Here is a 15,368-nt window from a genome sequence, read left to right as displayed (position 1 = left end):
TGCGGCACGTGTACGTTAGGTTTGTGGTGCGGATGTTGACGTTATCCATGTTGGGTTAGGAGACAGTCGCGTCCCGCGAGCAGCACACATCCCGCAGGTCGCACAATCCCGGACCCGCCGAATGCTTCACGGCACCACAAACTTCACGGGCCGAAGCTCACCGCGGCGAGCGGGTCTGGACTTCGCGCAGGAAGGTCCCGGCCAGCTCCCGTGCCACCAGGCGCGCGGGGTCGCGTCCGCTCGTGATCCAGAAGAACGTCGGTCCGATCAGCAACGCGGTGGCGAGGTCGACGGGGATCGAGCCGGTGTCCCGTACGACTCGTTCGACCACGGCTCGGGCGCTGTCGCCGAGAATGTCCTTCGAGGCGAGCAGATCCGCGACGGCGGAGTCGTGTTGTGCTTCGCCGAGGAGGGCCCGATAGGCGGCGCCCGCCGGCGAGTGTGTGAGGAAGCGCACGAGGGCGTCCACATAGGCCGTGAGATCGCCGAGGGGATCGCCCGTGGGGTCGACGGCGAGTTCGTGTGAGGCGTCGGCCGCGCTCGCTTCGAACAGGATCTCCGCCTTGGTGGACCACCACCGGTACACGGTCTGCCTGCCCACGCCCGCCTTCTCGGCGATGCCTTTCATCGTCATGGCCGCGTAGCCGACTTCGAGCAGTAGATCGTCGACAGCGTGCAGCACGGCCGCCCGCGCTCGCTCGCTCCGCGGCCGGCCGACTCGTCCTCGCTCCTCGTCAAGCATGGCTCGACTATACCGAGACACTGTGTCTCGTTATGTGTTACGGTTTCGAGGCACGGTGACTCGAAACTAATCAAGGAGGTCACGCCCATGCGTGTGTTCGTAACCGGAGCGACCGGCTGGATCGGCTCCGCGACCGTGGACGACCTGCTGGGAGCCGGGCACGAGGTCGTCGGCCTGGCTCGGTCCGAGGCGGCTGCGACGTCGCTTGTCGCGAAGGGCGCGAAGGCGCTTCGCGGGGACCTCGACGATCTCGACGTGCTCCGTCGCGGGGCTGCCGACGCCGAAGCCGTCGTTCACCTGGCGAACAAGCACGACTGGGCCAACCCGGCCGTGATGAACGGCACCGAGCGGGCCGCGATCGAGACCATCGCCGAAGCGCTCGTCGGCACCGAGCGTCCCTTTCTGCTCGCGGCCGCGTTCGCCGGTTTGGCCAAGGGGCGTCCGGCGATGGAGACGGATGTATCGCCCGCCGTGGGCCTGAACTCGATGAGAGGCGGCGGTGAGAACCTCGCGCTCGAATACGTCGATCGCGGAGTCCGGGTCATCAGCGCACGGTTCGCCCCGAGCGTCCACGGCATGGCGGACCACGGATTCATCGGCTCCGTGGTGGCCGCGGCACGGCGCCGCGGTGTCTCCGCCTACATCGGTGACGGTTCCACGGCGTGGTCGGCGGTGCATCGCTCCGACGCGGCTCGGCTGATCCGGCTGGGACTCGAACAGGCACCCGCCGGATCACGGCTGCACGTGGTCGCCGAAGAGGCCGTCACGATCCGGACGATCGCGGAGGCCATCGGGCGTTCGCTCGACGTCCCGGTGACGTCGGTCGCCCCCGAAGACGCCGCCGGGCACTTCGGGTTCATCGGCCGGTTCTTCGGGCTGGACATGAGCGCGTCGAGCGAGCGCACCCGCGAACTGCTCGCTTGGACTCCCACCGGGCCGACTCTGGTCGAAGACATCGACGCGGGCGCTTACGCCGTGACTGAGGCGTCTTCGCACACCCATCGAGAGGAAGTGGAATGAAAACCTCGCCCGCGATCGCACCGGACCCCGCGCGGTCGTCGCGGCACCCGGGACTGGTACTGGCCTGCGTGTCCGCGTGCACCGTACTGGTGATCAGCCTGGTCGCCGCGATCAACGTGGCGGTGCCGATGATCTCGGCGAGCGGACTGCGTCCGAGTTCGTCGCAGCTGCTGTGGATCGTCGACGCCTACATCGTGGTGTTCGCCTGCCTGGTCATCCCGGCCGGCGCGGCAGGCGACCGGTTCGGGCGCAAGGGTGTGCTGCTGACCGGGCTCGGCACTTTCGCTGTGGGCGCGGGGATTTCCGCGATCTCGGCGAACGTGCCGATCATGCTGCTCGGCCGCGCGATCACCGGGATCGGGGCGGCGTTGGTGCTGCCGAACGGGTTGGCGGTGCTGGTGCACGCGACCGCTCCCGAACGGCGTGGCCGCGCTCTCGCGACCTGGGCCGCGGTGACCGGCGTCGCCGGGATCATCGGGAACGTCGGCGGTGGCGCGCTGCTGGCCACCGGTTCGTGGCGAAGTCTCTTCGTCGCCGTCGCGCCGATAGCGGTCCTCTGTGGACTCTGGGTGGCTTTGGTCGCCCCCCGCAGCAGCCGTCATTCCCGCACCCTCGACCCGGCGGGCACGACGGTGTTCGTCGCCGCGACCGTGGCGCTGCTCATCGGCATCATCGAGGGGCCGGAGCAGGGCTGGGGCAGTGCCGTCGTCGTCACCGCGTTCGTGCTCAGCGCCGCGCTCGGTGCCGTCTGGGTCGTGGTCGAACTGCGGGTTCCGCACCCCATGCTCGACCCCCGGCTGTTCCGCATTCCTTTGCTGCGCAGCGCCGCCCTCGGCATGCTCGTCATGTTCTTCGGGAACTTCGGGCTGTTCTACGTCAACGCTTCGCTCCTGCAGTACGGCCGCGGCTATTCCGTGTTGCAGGCGGGACTCGGGATTCTGCCGCTGCCACTGCCGGTGTTGCTCGGCTCGCGGTACGTTCCCGATCTGGCCAAGCGCATCGGTATCCCGGCGACACTGGCGGCCGCCTTCCTGGCCGGAGCCGTCGGCCTGTACGGGCTGTCGACCGCCGCGGGCCAGCCGTACTTCGTCTACGCGGCCTGGCTCGTGGTCATCGGCATCGGCCTCGCGCTCGGGATGCCCTGTCTGACGACCGAACTCACCGCGTCACTGCCCACCGAACAGGCCGGTGTCGCGGGCGGCCTCCAATCGGCGACGCGGGAACTCGGCAGCGCGCTCGGGGTCGCGGTCGTCGGGACCGTGCTGACCGCGAGTTTCACCCAGCACCTGCCCGCGATTCTCCGCGACCGTGAGCCGATCCCGCGCACCATCACCCAGGCACTCACCGTGGCACCCACGCACCGCGCCGCGATCGTCGACGCCTTCACCACCGGCGCCGACACCGCGCTACGCGTGGCGAGCGTCGTCACGGCGCTCGCGGGCGCCGTGGTCATCGCGGGAGCGGTACGGGCCGGTCGGCGCGCGATCTAGTAGACGCACTGCGGTTTGTTCGGGTCGCCCCGGACCGCGCCGTTCACGGAACCCTCCGTGGGCGGCGCGGCCGCGGAGGACGGTGTTGCGGGAGTGCCGCCCAGCGCGGCAGGGAGGCCTTGGTAGTCCGTGCCGAGGTACACCGCGACATGTCCCGCCGAGGCGGCGGTGCTGGCCGAGACCGCGGAGATACCCAGCTGTGCGGCCAAAGCGTCGGCGTCGGCCTTCGCGCCCTTTCCGTAGTACACATGCGATTCGGGCTGAGTGGCCACAGTGGACGTATCGCCCTTGGTGAACCCTTGCCCCGCCACCGTGTTCGCCAGCTCGGCGGCGCGATTGTCCACACCGGACGCATTGCGGACGTCCACAGTGGACCCGGAGCCGATGGGCTTGGCGGACGGTGCGGGGGAAGGGGGTGGCGCGGGTGCGGACTGGCCGGGGTTGATCCACGACTGGACGGCGGCCTGGATCTGGCCGATGTCGATACGGTTGATGTCGACGCTCTGCCCGCCCAGCGTGATCTTGTCGGCCTTCACGACCGGCAGGGTGTGGAAAACGATGTTGGCGGGATTGAGGTTTTTCGCCTGTTTCGCGAGGTCGAGGATGTTCCAGCCCTTGTCGTAGACGACGTCCTCTTCCGCGGCCGTGAGCAGCTTCTGCAGGTCGGTAAGGCTGCCGAAGACGCCGTCCCGTTTCAGGGTGCTCGCCACCGAGGCGAGGAACGCCTGCTGGCGGGACTCGCGGCCGAGGTCGTCGCCGGGCAGGCCGTTGCGCTGCCGGACGAACTCCAGCGCCTGCTCGCCGTTGAGGTGCTGGGGCCCCTGGGGGAAGTCGGCGCCGGAGGCGTCGTCCTTGGTGGCCTCCTTCAGGCATACGTCGACACCGCCGAGCGCGTCGGCGAGGTGGTAGAACCCGGCGAGGCTGACCTCGGCGAAATGGTCGACGTGGACCTTCAGCAGGTGTTCGACGTTCTTGATCGTCGAGGTGCGTCCCGCCTCGCGGCTCTTGAACTCCAGCGTCGCCGGGTCCCGCTCACCCTGGGCGTACAGGCGTTCCTGCTCCTGTTCCTTCGCCCAGCCGTAGCCTTCCTTGATCTTTCCCTGCCTGGCGCCGAGCAGCGGGCCGTCCACAAAGGTGATGTAGTCGTCGCGCGGTATCGAGATACCGGTCGCCTTGCTGCCGTCGTTGGGCACGTGCAGCAGGATCATCGTGTTGGTGTTGTAGCCGCCGGTGTGATCCTGGTGATCGGGCGAATGTTCGGCGTCGAGGCCATTCCCGGCGTGGAGTGCCTTCAGGACGTTCGGCGGGAGGTCCTGGCCGTTCTTGTCCTTCCGGGTGGTGAGCCCGAGCAGCAGGATGTTCTGTGAGCCGTCGGGCGCCTTGCCCTCGCCCGAGATCGCGCTGGACGCGCCGAGTCCCTGCGCCTGCCGCAAGGCGTTCCAGAAGAACCCGGTGACCACCAGCGTCACCACGGACAGCAGGGCGACCAGCACGCGTCCCGCGGAGTGGGCGGGCTGGCGGCGCCGTCGGGCGAGACGCGGATTCCGGGCGTTGGGCTTCACGCCTCCCTAGACGCCGATGTCCCGGTCGCTGCTGCACGGCGTGAGAATGCCTACTTTTCGGCAGGCGGGGCAACGTGGTGCGGAATGCCGTGCACGGTGTGCGCCGCGAAGCCGAGGGCCTCGGCGACCAGCCCGGTGAGGTGGTCGCTGGTGATCCGGTAGAGCATGCGGCGGCCCTCGCGGCGGACCTGGACGAGCCCGGCCAGCCGCAGCCGCCCCAGGTGCTGGGAGACCGACGACCGGGACGCCGCGACCTGTTCGGTCAGCGTCGTCACGTCCTGCTCGGTGGTCAGCAGGTGCAGCAGATGCAGCCGGGTCGGGTCGGCGAGATGCCGCAGGATCTCGGCGGCGAGGTCGAGTTGCCGCTGGTCGGCAGGATGGCCGGGCCGCGTCGCCGAGCCCGCGTTAACATGCGCGTGCATGGTTGCATAATGGACCTGGGCAGGGCATTCTCACAAGTATGGGTTCGCAGCACGGCCAGACTCATGGACACGGTCATGGGCACGCGCATGGTCACGCCCCGGCGTCGCGGTGGTCGCGGGTGCGCCACGCGCTCGTTCACGCGTTCACACCGCACAGCCACGACAGCGCCGACCGGTTCGACAGCGCGCTGGAAGCCAGCAGGCAGGGGATGCGGACGCTGGTGTGGTCGTTCGCGGCGTTGTTCGCCACCGCGGCCGCGCAGCTCGTGGTCGTGCTGCTGAGCGGGTCGGTCGCGCTGCTCGGCGACACCATCCACAACTTCGCCGACGCACTCACGGCGTTGCCGGTCGGGATCGCCTTCGCGCTCGGCAGGCGGGCCGCGAGCCGCCGGTTCACCTACGGGCTCGGCCGCGCGGAGGATCTCGCCGGGGTGATCGTGGTGCTGATCATCGCCGCGTCGGCGGTGTTCGCCGGGTACGAGGCGGTGCTGCGGCTGATCGATCCGCGACCGGTCGGGCACCTGTGGATCGTCGCGCTCGCCGGGGTCATCGGCTTCGCGGGCAATGAACTCGTCGCGCGCTGGCGGATCTCGGTCGGCCGCCGGATCGGTTCGGCGGCGCTGGTCGCCGACGGCCTCCACGCGCGCACCGACGGTTTCACCTCGCTGGCCGTCGTCGTCGGAGCGGGCGGGGTCGCGCTGGGATTTCCGTTGGCCGACCCGATCATCGGACTGCTCATCACCGTGGCGATCCTCTTCGTGCTCCGTGACGCGGCGAAGGAGGTGTTCGGGCGGCTCATGGACGCCGTCGACCCGGCGACCGTGGAGCTGGCCGAGCGGTCCGCCGCCGACGTCGACGGCGTGGCCGGGGTGAGCCAGCTGCGGATGCGCTGGACCGGGCACACGTTGCGGGCAGAACTCGCCGTAGCCGTCGAGCCCACGCTCACCGTCGAGGCGGCGCATCGGCTCGCGCACGCGGTCGAGTACCACCTGGTGCACGCGGTACCGCGGCTGGCCGCCGCGGTCGTGCACACCGAGCCGGCCACCGGGGCACAGCAGGCGCACGCGCTGCTCGGCTGACCGTCGCTGTCTGCCATCACTGCCGGATGAGGTGCGCGGCCTGGTGCTCGGCGGTTGGTTGCGGTACACCGGTGTCGTGGCTGCCGAGGACGCGCTCGCGGGTGAGACGGTCCCCTACGTCGAGCTTTATCCGTGGCAGACCAGGGCTCCGGTGGTCAAGGACATAACGATGCCCGCGGACCCCGATGGGCCGCCGTACGTCCGGGTCCGGATACCGGCCGGGGTGCGGAATCGAACGCTGCTCGACGTTCCCGGCGGTCCGCGGCTGCGGGTAAGGCTGCTTTTCCGGCGGACGGCTCTGCACCTGCTGGTAGCCGTGGTGGTCCTGCTGGGCCTGGGTACCGGCTCGCGGTGGGTTGCGCTGCTGCTCGGGGTCGCGTGGATGCTGTTGTTGTTCTGCCGCCGGTACACCAGAAGCGCCAAGGGGGTCATCGTCACCAAATGGCGGGAAGGGCGATCCGGTCCGCCCGCCGATTCCGGATTCCGGTATTATTTGTGCGATGCCGGAATTCTCTACCTGATACCCGCCGGTATCGCCATTGCCTGCTACGTCCTGCTGGCCGGCTACGTTTCCCTGTTCAGCGGCTCGCTGAGCATCGGTCAGCTCATCGGCCTGCAACAGTTCTTCGAACGCGTCTCGGGATTCTTCTCGGACCACCTGAAACTGAGCGGGCCGCAAGTCTTCGGCCTGCTGATCCTGACCTATTTGCTCAGCAGTTTCCTGCTGGCGGGCCGTCGCCCCGGCAAGGTGCGGGTCGGCATGGGCAAAGCGCTGTACTGGCTGGTGGACCTCTACAGCAAGGGCAGTGGAGTTATTTCCACCGCCTTGGCGACACTGGCCGCCCTGACCCTGTTCGGTATGCACCTCGGCGTTCCGAGCACGGACCTGGGACTCCGGATCAAGATTCACCAGGAAGGCTACGCCGAGGTCGCGAAGACGGTCGACGCGAAAATGTCGCAGCAGGTCGCCGGTATGTTGTACGGCAAGGTCGTCAACGCCTTTCCGCAGGACTACCGGGACGCCATGGCGCGGCTGAACGTCATCGACACTTTGGCGAACCAGCTGGGGAGCCAGGCCGGTACGGCCCGGGAGAAGAATGGTGTCAGCGACAGTGCGATAGACCGAACCGTACAGGACGAGACGTCTCGGATGCGGCAGGTGACCAACCTGCCCGCCGAATTGACCGTCAGCGCCCCGAAGGAGGCAACGGCCCCGCCCGCGGAAGTCACGCTCGACCAGATCGACGCCGCGAAGGTGGCGTCGGCGTCCGTCAAGCCCGAGCCCGCGACCGAGATCATCCATGAGGGCGAACGGAAAATCGTTCTCCACGTGGAGAAACTGTTCACCGAGCAGGTGGCGAACGTGCTCAAACCAGTCACCGACGCGATCCCGATCCTGCAACCGGTGGTCCAATCCGTCGTCAAGGCCGCCACTGACAAGTCCCTTCAAGACCGATTCGAGCGGGCCTACAACCGCGTGCTGACATTCCTGCTGCACCGCCCGCCGTCGGACGCCGACGCGGCCGTGAAACAGGAAGCCGCCACCGTCGTGGCCGAAACCGACGTCTCCGGGCCGGTCGGCGAAGCCACACCGCAGGCCACCAGCCTCGCCAATGCCTTGCGCGCCAAGGAAGCCGCGCTCAATGCCGATTCGGCCCGCCTCGGCCACCAGGTCGACCAAAAGCTCGACGCCGTCGTCACCGGCCTCGTCAACCGGCTGGGCGGAACAAACCTGAGCGACATCGAGGACGCGATGGCGGAACTGCGGAAACTCGGCCCATCGCTTGGCGACTCCCAGGTGCAGAAGCTCGTATCCGCGATGCGGAACGGAAGCAGCGAGGCCATCCGCCACAACGCCGCGATCGTGGTCGGCAAGCTCCGCTCCGAGCATGTGACATCCAGCCTGCGTGTCGAGGCGAAGAGCATTTGCGGCTGCCCCTGACGGTCACTGGCGGCGTGCCGCACGCAGGCGGCTGCGGAGGTGTGCTGACCAGGCCGTCCGCCGACAGGGTCTCGCTTTCCCGTTAAGTCTATGTTAGGAAAGGTTCCTAACTAATGACCTGATCGGGAGGCGATGTGCGCAAGCGTGGCCTGGTCGCGGCGGCGGTGCTGGTGGTGCTCGGGGGCGGCACGGTCGCCGTCGCGCAGACGACCGAGGCGGCACCCGCCGGTGCCCGCCTGGCGAAGAACATCATCTACATCCAGGGTGACGGGATGGGGCTCGGGCAGCGCGATCTCATCCGGCTGGCCACCGTGGGCAAACGCGGGGAGCTGGAGATGAACAAGCTCCCGGTGACGGGTCTGGTCCGCACCGCGCCGGACGATCCGGAGGAGGTCGTCACCGACTCGGCGGCAGCGGCCACCGCGCTCGCGACCGGGCACAAGACCCGCAACGGCGCGGTCGGTGTCGACGTCCACGACCGTCCACTGGAGACAGTGCTGGAACGCGCCAGGAAGGCGGGCAAGGCGACCGGGCTGGTCACCACGGCCCAGGTCACCGGCGCCTCGCCCGCGGCGTTCGCGGCGCACGTGCCGAGCCGGGATTCCCAGAGCGACATCGCCAAGCAGTACATCGAGAACAGCCGTCCCGAGGTGCTGCTCGGCGGTGGCGAGGACTGGTGGTACCCGAAGGGGAATCCCGGTGTCTGGCCGGACAAACCGGGCGAAGAGAGCCGCAGCCCGTACGGCAACCTCGTCGAGCGGGCACAGCGGACGGGCTACACCTACGTGCGCAATGCCGACGAGCTGGCCCATACCCGCGCGAACCGGATCCTCGGCTTGTTCGCGAACGAGGACATGGTCGACTACGGGCCGGACGGTGTCGGTAAATACGCGCCGAAGGTGCCGCTGCGGCAGATGGCGCGCAAGGCGCTCGACACGCTTTCCCAGAACCCGAAGGGTTTCTTCCTTTTCCTGGAGGAGGAAGGCATCGACGGGATGTCCCACGAGAACAACGCGCATTCGGTCATCGACGCCGGCCGTGCGCTGGACGAGACCGTGGCCGAGGTGATGCGGTTCGTCCGCTCGCACCCCGACACGCTGGTGATCATCGGCGGTGATCACGAGACCGGCGGGCTGAGCATCGAGAACTACGACAGCTCCAACACCGGGCCCGAACACGCCCGCGAGGACGGTCCGTTCCCGGTCCCCGGCTCGAAGCTGAAGTTCACTGTGGACTGGACGACGAACGAGCACTCGGGCGCCGACACGCCGGTCACCGCGAGCGGCCCGGGATCCGCGCGGCTGGGCGGCATCGTCGAGAACACCGACGTCTACCACGTCATGCGGGACGCGGCCGGGTTGTGATGGGGTCGAGCACTGGGGACACCGGGCGAAAGCTGTCGGCCCGTGCGCGGCCGGTCCGAGGGACGCCCTGGGTGCATCCACCGCACCCAGGGACCCCCTTGTCACACCCCATGAGCCACGTGCCGTGAGCAGGGGTCAGCGGAGCACCGGGCAGCTCAGCGGTTCGGTGTCGCCGCCTATCGTGTAGGTGACCACGACCTTCGCGGCGGGCTTCCCGGCCTGCCGGTGCACGCCGAGCGCGGTGCAGACGAACTGGTCGACGCCGAGCGGTGCGATCTCGTACTTCGCCAGCGGCAGGTTGATCCTGATCAGCTCGTCGGATTCGGTCACCAGGGGACTGCGGCCGAGCGCGCTCTGCCAGGCGAACGCGGAGTGCAGGCCATCGCTCTGGGACGAGCTGCTGCTGGCGACCAGCAGGTTGAGCGCGTCGGTGATAGTGCCGAGCCGCTGGGTGGGGCGAGGGCTCGGCACCAGCTCGCCTTCGGCGTCGACGAAGTACAGCGTCACGCCGCGTGCGACGCCCGTCGGAGCTTTGCCGCCGTCTTGTACGCCGCTGGGTTCGACACCGCACGCGGTCAGCGTCGCGAGGAGGACAGCCGCTGCCAACACTCGCCGGGTCACGTGTCCTCCTTGGGGCGCAGGGGAAAGCGGGCGACGAACCGGGCACCGGCGCCGGGCGCGTTGCCCGCTTCGATGTCGCCGCCGTGCAGCCGCGCGTTTTCGACCGCGATCGCCAGGCCGAGCCCGCTGCCCTCGGACCGCGTCCTCGCCGCGTCCGCCTTGTAGAACCGTTCGAACACGTGCGAGGCCAGATCGCCGGGCAGACCGGGACCGTGGTCGACGACCTCGACCGTCGCCTCCCGTTCGTCCGCCCGCAGCCGGATCCGCACCGGTGGCGCGCCGTGCCGCAGCGCGTTTCCCACCAGGTTCGCCACCACGATGTCGAAACGACGCCGGTCGAGTACCGCGGTGATCGGCTCGGGGGCGTCGAGGCCGACTCGGTCCGTCCAGCTGCGCGAGCGGAGACAGTCCACAATGGCCTGACGCAGTTCGACGCCCTCCAGCCGAAGCCGCGCCGCGCCCGCGTCGAAGCGGGACACCTCGATCAGGTCTTCCACCAGCCGTGTCAGCCTTCGCGTCTCCTCGACGGCGAGCAGTGTCGACGTCCGCGCGTCCGGTGACATCGCCCCGGCCTCGTCCTCCAGCACCTCGACGACCGCGGTCAACGTCGTCAGCGGGGTCCGCAGCTCGTGCGAGACGTCGGCGACGAACCGGCGCGCGTCGGCCTCCAGCCGGCGCAGTTCGGCCACCGAGTCCTGCAACTCGGCCGCCATGTGGTTGAACGTGCCCGCGAGATCGGCGAGTTCGTCCGAGCCGCGGACGCGCAGCCGGGCGGAGAGGTCGTGCGCGGCCAGGCGGCGCGCGGTGGTGCGCAGTTCGCGGACCGGCCGCAGCACCCCGCGCGCGGCGAGCAGCGCCAGCAGGATCGCCAGCGGCAGCGCCAGCGCGCTGGTCAGGACGGCGGCACTGGCCGAGGCGTCCATCTGCTGCTGGACCCCGGAAAGATCGCGGACGGCGTAGACCTCGATGCCCGACAGCGACCGGGTGCCGTCCAGCGCGGTCCGCGTCACCGGGGTCCCGAGCACCAGCTTCGGCCCGGTGGGCGAGGCGACGCGTTGCCGTACCAGCTGGTCACGGGAGGAGACCGCGGCACGCAGGTCGGCGGAGACAAGGCCGACCTCGCCGCCGTCCGAAGAGGACAGTTGGTGGTAGGTGACCAGCGCGGGCGCGCCGGCCGCGGCACGCAGCCGGTCCAGCGCGGCCTGGTCGGGCGGGTCGGCGAGGTCGGCGGTGAGCGCGCCGACCCGGTGCCGGAGGTCGTCGCCGGCGCGTTGCTCGGCTTCGGACACCAGCGACGTGCTGGTCGAGGCGTAGCTCGCCCAGGCGGCCGTGACCGCGCCGAGGACCGTCACCAGCACGAACGCGAAGACGAGGCGGACACGCAGGCCGGTCAGCCACCGCGGGCTCATACCGGGCCGAACCGGTAGCCGAAACCGCGGACGGTCTGCACGAAGACCGGCGACGCCGGATCGGCCTCGATCTTGGCGCGCAGCCGCTGCACGCAGTTGTCGACCAGCCGGGAGTCACCGAGATAGTCGTGCTCCCACACCGATTCCAGCAGCTGCTGCCGGCTGAGCACCCGGCCGGGGGAGCGGGAGAGTTCGAGCAGGACACGCAGTTCGGTCGGCGTCAGCGATACCGGTTCGCCGTCCTTCGTGACGGTCATCGCCGCGCGGTCGAGGGTCAGGCCGGCGTGCTGCTCGGTGCCCGCGGGTTCGGGCGTGCCGCGACGCAACACGGCCTTGATCCGCGCGTCGAGCACCCGCGGCCGCACGGGTTTCACCACGTAGTCGTCCGCGCCAGCTTCGAGGCAGCCGACGACGTCGAAATCGTCATTGCGGGCGGTCAGCACGATGATCGGCACCGGCCCGTCCGCGCGGAGCCTGCGGCAGACCTCGAACCCGTCGATCCCGGGCAGCATCAGGTCGAGTACCACGAGTTCGGGCGGCTCGGCACGGGAGACGCGCAGGCCCTCCTCGCCGGTCTCGACCGCCTTGACGTCGTGGCCGTGTTTGCCCAGCGCCATGCCGAGACTCCGGCGGATGGACGGGTCGTCCTCGATCAACAGCACCTGAGCCACGCTCCGATTATCGCCGCTGGTCAGCGAGATCGCCCGGGGAGGCGGGGTATTGCGACACAACCAGGACGAAGCCGGTACCGGACGCGGACAGCGGCGCCGTTCGCTAGGAATCCGTAAGTTCGGGCCGCGGGTTCTTGCCCCCGCACGCCGGGCTGGATTCCATCGGAGGATGGGCAGAGGTCTCGTACGGGGGCACGCGTGGGGCGTGCGCCACGACGACCGGCCGCCTGATCCGGTGCCGGTCGGCGATACCACCGAACCCGGCGATTCACCGGCCGGCAGCTGAGTCCTGCCCATTCCCGCGCGGGCTCCCCGCGCGCTCACTCCATTGTGGATGGAACAGCATGCCCGAAAACCCCACGGTTCTCGTCACCGGAACCACCGACGGCATCGGTTACGAAACGGTACGGCTGCTCGCGACCGGCGACACCACGGTGATCACGCACGCCCGCACCCGCGAAGAAGGTGAGGACGCCTGCCGGCGACTGGTGAATTCCGGCGTCGACGCACGGCGTCTCCAGCCCGTCGTCGCGGACTTCGCCGATCTGCGGCAGGTCGCCGAGATGGCCGCCGCGGTCGCGCAGGCGTTCGGCCGCCTGGACGTCCTGGTCAACAACGCGGGTGTCGCGGGCACCGGCAACCGTACGATCACCAAGGACGGCCACGAGGCGACGTTCCAGGTCAACTACCTGGCCCCGTACCTGCTGACCAGGCTGCTCGAGGACCGGCTGGACGCCTCGCCGGTGAGCCGGGTGGTCAACGTGTCCTCGTCACTGCATCGCGGCGGCCGGATCAACTGGGCCGATCTCAACTGGAAGCGGCGGTACAACCGTGGCGCCGCGTACGCGCAGTCCAAGCTGGCGCTGACCATGTTCACCACCGCGCTGACCGAGTTCCGGCCGAAGGTCCGCGAGGCCGTCAGCGTGCATCCCGGCATCGTCGCCACCGGGATGCTCCAGCACTACAGCTACCGCGGCCGTCCCGTCACCGAAGGCGCCGAGGTCGTCGCCCGGCTCGCCGATCCCGGGGCCAAGGTGCTGGCGGGCGGCTACTACGACGGCCGCCTGCCTGCCAAGGCCGCGGCTGCCGCCGTCGACCCCGACGCCGTCCAGAAGCTCTGGAAGCTCAGCGAAAAGCTGACCCTGGTGGAACAGCGCCGGGGATGAGCCTCAGCGCACCGGCCGCCGGTACGGGGTGTGCTCCATGCGCGGCTCGCCGCCCTCGCGGCGCGACGCCGGGCGCGTGCCCGGCCGGCGGTCGGTGTTCAGCCACCACTGCAGGAACCGCAGCACGAGTGCGAACAGCACGCAACACGCGATCAGCATCACCGAATAGGCCAGGTCGCTCATGCGATCGCCTCGCTCCGCGAGACAGTGTTCGATCCTTTTTGGCGCATGATATCCATCATTCGCTCGCAAGCGTCGCTCATGCATCGCCTTCTTCATAGGTGTCAGCGGGGTTGCCGCCCAGCATGCGGCCGCGGAGCCCACCCGGCGTAGCGGTTCTCACGAACCCTTGACGCTCCCGCGGGTGATGTTGACGCCGCTTTTCGTGGGACCGCACTGACCGGTGGCCGAAGCCGTCCGCTCGCGCGCCGATGCTAAAAACGCGCATCCGGGCTCTGTTCGGCATGCCATTTTCGGCCGGGGTCGCGGGGTCGTCCTTGACAGCTTCGTGGCCCCGGCCGAAACTCTTTGCCGATACGGGCGTCATTTCCCGGAATTCTGTCCGATAGCGCGTTCACTGGAGAAGCTATGCGGTTTTCCGCTCGACTTCGTTTCGGCAGGGTCGTTTCGGTTTTGTCGGCCGCGGTGGTGATGACGGCCGCGGTCACGGTCGCGGCGGCAGCTCCCGCGACGGCGGACGAAGCGTTCTACACGCCACCTTCGCCGCTTCCCGCGGGGCAGAACGGTGACGTCATCAAGTCGCAGCCATCCGCTTTCAACGGTGGCAAGGCGACCCGGATCATGTACCTGTCCCGTGACACCAAGGACAAGGCGATTCCGGTGACCGGTACCGTGATCGTGCCGACGGCGCCGTGGACGGGCCAGGGACCGCGCCCGATCGTCGCCTACGCGCCGTTCACGTCGGGAATGGGCGACAAGTGCGCGGTGTCCAAGACGATCGCGGGCGAGGGCAGTGCGGACATCATCGCGAACGTGCAGACGCAGTTCGTGAACGCGTTGCTGCAAAAGGGTTTCGCCGTGGCGCAGACCGACTACGAGGGCCTCGGCACGCCGAACATGGAGCACACCTACGTGATGCGCCGCTCGGAGGCACACACCACACTCGACGTCGTCCGCGCGGCGCAGCGGCTGCCCGATTCGGGGCTGGACAAGAACGCGCCGATCGGTATCGTCGGCTATTCCCAGGGCGGCGGCGCCTCCGCCGCGGCGGTGGAAATGGCGCCGGACTACGCGCCGGAACTCGACCTCAATGGCGCCTACGCGGGTGCCGCACCGGCGGACAAGGCCGTACTCGCCAAAAGTCTCGACGGTGCGTACGCGGCCGGTTTCCTCGGATTCGCGCTCATCGGCATCAATACGGCTTACCCCGAAACACATATGCTGGATCTGGCCAACCCCACCGGCGCGCAACTATTCCTGCAGGCCCGCCAGATCTGCACGATGGACGCCATTTTCCAGCTCGCCTTCAAGCAGACCAACACCCTGACCAAGGACGGCAGGCCGGTCTCGGCCTATCTGTCGGAGGAACCCTTCAAATCGGTGGTCGAGGACCTGAAGATCGGTAACCTCAAGCCCGCCGCGCCGGTGCTCGTCGAGCACACCCCGATGGACGACATCGTGCCCTACCCCCAGGGCAAGCAGATGGCCAAGGACTGGTGCGGCAAGGGCGCGAACGTCGAGTTCAAGGACCTGCCCTCCTTCAGTCCGGTGCTCTCCCACGCGCTCGCCGCGTTCGGCGCTTCGGGCAACGCCGCCAACTGGATCGCCGACCGCCTGGCAGGGAAGCCCGCCACGAGCAATTGCGGCGCATTCTGAAAACCGGTGTCGAGGTCCGGCGCGAGCCGGATCCCGACACCGAG

14 protein-coding genes are annotated in these 15,368 nt (G+C 69.0%); 7 read left to right on the top strand and 7 right to left on the bottom strand.

What is annotated here, in order from left to right; translation table 11 throughout:
• Positions 1-157: 157 nt before the first annotated feature.
• A complete protein-coding gene (locus ACFW0G_RS37525; RefSeq protein WP_378330258.1) occupies positions 158-742 on the bottom strand; it encodes a TetR/AcrR family transcriptional regulator in 585 nt (194 codons plus the stop codon).
• An 87-nt stretch (positions 743-829) separates the two neighbouring features.
• Between ACFW0G_RS37525 and ACFW0G_RS37520 the strand changes: the two genes are divergently transcribed.
• Both ACFW0G_RS37520 and ACFW0G_RS37515 read left to right on the top strand, forming a co-directional pair.
• A complete protein-coding gene (locus ACFW0G_RS37520) occupies positions 830-1,762 on the top strand; it encodes an SDR family oxidoreductase (RefSeq protein WP_378330257.1) in 933 nt (310 codons plus the stop codon).
• Complete coding sequence (locus tag ACFW0G_RS37515) at positions 1,759-3,252, top strand: MFS transporter (RefSeq protein WP_378330256.1); 1,494 nt, start codon at positions 1,759-1,761, stop codon at positions 3,250-3,252. Before ACFW0G_RS37520 ends, ACFW0G_RS37515 begins: the two co-directional genes overlap by 4 nt.
• Here the strand turns inward: ACFW0G_RS37515 and ACFW0G_RS37510 are convergent.
• A complete protein-coding gene (locus ACFW0G_RS37510) occupies positions 3,249-4,814 on the bottom strand; it encodes an LCP family protein (protein WP_378330255.1) in 1,566 nt (521 codons plus the stop codon). The genes ACFW0G_RS37515 and ACFW0G_RS37510 overlap by 4 nt on opposite strands.
• A gap of 50 nt (positions 4,815-4,864) precedes the next feature.
• Positions 4,865-5,236 carry an ArsR/SmtB family transcription factor gene (locus tag ACFW0G_RS37505; protein WP_378330254.1) on the bottom strand — a complete coding sequence of 124 codons (372 nt, stop codon included), beginning with the start codon at positions 5,234-5,236 and terminating at the stop codon, positions 4,865-4,867.
• Positions 5,237-5,274: 38 nt separating this feature from the next.
• Here ACFW0G_RS37505 and ACFW0G_RS37500 point away from each other — a divergent pair, with 38 nt between their 5' ends.
• The 3 genes from ACFW0G_RS37500 to ACFW0G_RS37490 all read left to right on the top strand — a co-directional run bounded on the left by ACFW0G_RS37500 (position 5,275) and on the right by ACFW0G_RS37490 (position 9,621).
• Complete coding sequence (locus ACFW0G_RS37500) at positions 5,275-6,315, top strand: cation diffusion facilitator family transporter (RefSeq protein WP_378330253.1); 1,041 nt, start codon at positions 5,275-5,277, stop codon at positions 6,313-6,315.
• Between the two features lie 316 nt (positions 6,316-6,631).
• Positions 6,632-8,257 carry a hypothetical protein gene (locus ACFW0G_RS37495; RefSeq protein ID WP_378330252.1) on the top strand — a complete coding sequence of 542 codons (1,626 nt, stop codon included), beginning with the start codon at positions 6,632-6,634 and terminating at the stop codon, positions 8,255-8,257.
• A 134-nt stretch (positions 8,258-8,391) separates the two neighbouring features.
• Positions 8,392-9,621 carry an alkaline phosphatase gene (locus ACFW0G_RS37490; protein WP_378330251.1) on the top strand — a complete coding sequence of 410 codons (1,230 nt, stop codon included), beginning with the start codon at positions 8,392-8,394 and terminating at the stop codon, positions 9,619-9,621.
• 135 nt (positions 9,622-9,756) lie between these two features.
• On the opposite strand, the gene ACFW0G_RS37485 is transcribed toward ACFW0G_RS37490, so the two are convergent.
• Genes ACFW0G_RS37485 through ACFW0G_RS37475 form a run of 3 tightly spaced genes read right to left on the bottom strand, consistent with a single transcriptional unit; the run spans position 9,757 to position 12,322 of the window.
• The gene (locus ACFW0G_RS37485; RefSeq protein ID WP_378330250.1) at positions 9,757-10,242 is read right to left on the bottom strand and encodes a hypothetical protein; all 486 of its coding nucleotides are present in this window, start codon (positions 10,240-10,242) and stop codon (positions 9,757-9,759) included.
• Positions 10,239-11,651 carry an ATP-binding protein gene (locus ACFW0G_RS37480; RefSeq protein WP_378330249.1) on the bottom strand — a complete coding sequence of 471 codons (1,413 nt, stop codon included), beginning with the start codon at positions 11,649-11,651 and terminating at the stop codon, positions 10,239-10,241. Before ACFW0G_RS37480 ends, ACFW0G_RS37485 begins: the two co-directional genes overlap by 4 nt.
• Complete coding sequence (locus tag ACFW0G_RS37475; protein ID WP_378330248.1) at positions 11,648-12,322, bottom strand: response regulator; 675 nt, start codon at positions 12,320-12,322, stop codon at positions 11,648-11,650. Before ACFW0G_RS37475 ends, ACFW0G_RS37480 begins: the two co-directional genes overlap by 4 nt.
• A 344-nt stretch (positions 12,323-12,666) precedes the next feature.
• Here ACFW0G_RS37475 and ACFW0G_RS37470 point away from each other — a divergent pair, with 344 nt between their 5' ends.
• Positions 12,667-13,488 carry an SDR family NAD(P)-dependent oxidoreductase gene (locus tag ACFW0G_RS37470; protein WP_378330247.1) on the top strand — a complete coding sequence of 274 codons (822 nt, stop codon included), beginning with the start codon at positions 12,667-12,669 and terminating at the stop codon, positions 13,486-13,488.
• 3 nt (positions 13,489-13,491) lie between these two features.
• Here ACFW0G_RS37470 and ACFW0G_RS37465 read toward each other — a convergent pair whose 3' ends face one another.
• On the bottom strand, positions 13,492-13,671 hold the full coding sequence (locus ACFW0G_RS37465; protein ID WP_378330246.1) for a hypothetical protein: 180 nt from the start codon (positions 13,669-13,671) through the stop codon (positions 13,492-13,494).
• A gap of 405 nt (positions 13,672-14,076) precedes the next feature.
• On the opposite strand from ACFW0G_RS37465, the gene ACFW0G_RS37460 reads away from it, so the two are divergent.
• The gene (locus ACFW0G_RS37460; RefSeq protein ID WP_378330245.1) at positions 14,077-15,324 is read left to right on the top strand and encodes a lipase family protein; all 1,248 of its coding nucleotides are present in this window, start codon (positions 14,077-14,079) and stop codon (positions 15,322-15,324) included.
• The last annotated feature ends 44 nt before the right edge of the window (positions 15,325-15,368 follow it).

Origin of the sequence: Amycolatopsis sp. NPDC058986 (genome assembly GCF_042741125.1) — a bacterium.
GTDB lineage: Bacteria > Actinomycetota > Actinomycetes > Mycobacteriales > Pseudonocardiaceae > Amycolatopsis.
This window is presented reverse-complemented; position numbering and strand designations above follow the sequence as displayed.

Excerpts from the sequence above, each read along its gene's own strand:
- ACFW0G_RS37480 (WP_378330249.1), bottom strand. The coding sequence starts at position 11,651 with ATGAGCCCGCGGTGGCTGACCGGCCTGCGTGTCCGCCTCGTCTTCGCG.
- ACFW0G_RS37460 (WP_378330245.1), top strand. The coding sequence starts at position 14,077 with ATGCGGTTTTCCGCTCGACTTCGTTTCGGCAGGGTCGTTTCGGTTTTG.
- ACFW0G_RS37505 (WP_378330254.1), bottom strand. The coding sequence starts at position 5,236 with ATGCACGCGCATGTTAACGCGGGCTCGGCGACGCGGCCCGGCCATCCT.
- ACFW0G_RS37465 (WP_378330246.1), bottom strand. The coding sequence starts at position 13,671 with ATGAGCGACCTGGCCTATTCGGTGATGCTGATCGCGTGTTGCGTGCTG.
- ACFW0G_RS37515 (WP_378330256.1), top strand. The coding sequence starts at position 1,759 with ATGAAAACCTCGCCCGCGATCGCACCGGACCCCGCGCGGTCGTCGCGG.
- ACFW0G_RS37470 (WP_378330247.1), top strand. The coding sequence starts at position 12,667 with ATGCCCGAAAACCCCACGGTTCTCGTCACCGGAACCACCGACGGCATC.
- ACFW0G_RS37525 (WP_378330258.1), bottom strand. The coding sequence starts at position 742 with ATGCTTGACGAGGAGCGAGGACGAGTCGGCCGGCCGCGGAGCGAGCGA.
- ACFW0G_RS37520 (WP_378330257.1), top strand. The coding sequence starts at position 830 with ATGCGTGTGTTCGTAACCGGAGCGACCGGCTGGATCGGCTCCGCGACC.
- ACFW0G_RS37500 (WP_378330253.1), top strand. The coding sequence starts at position 5,275 with ATGGGTTCGCAGCACGGCCAGACTCATGGACACGGTCATGGGCACGCG.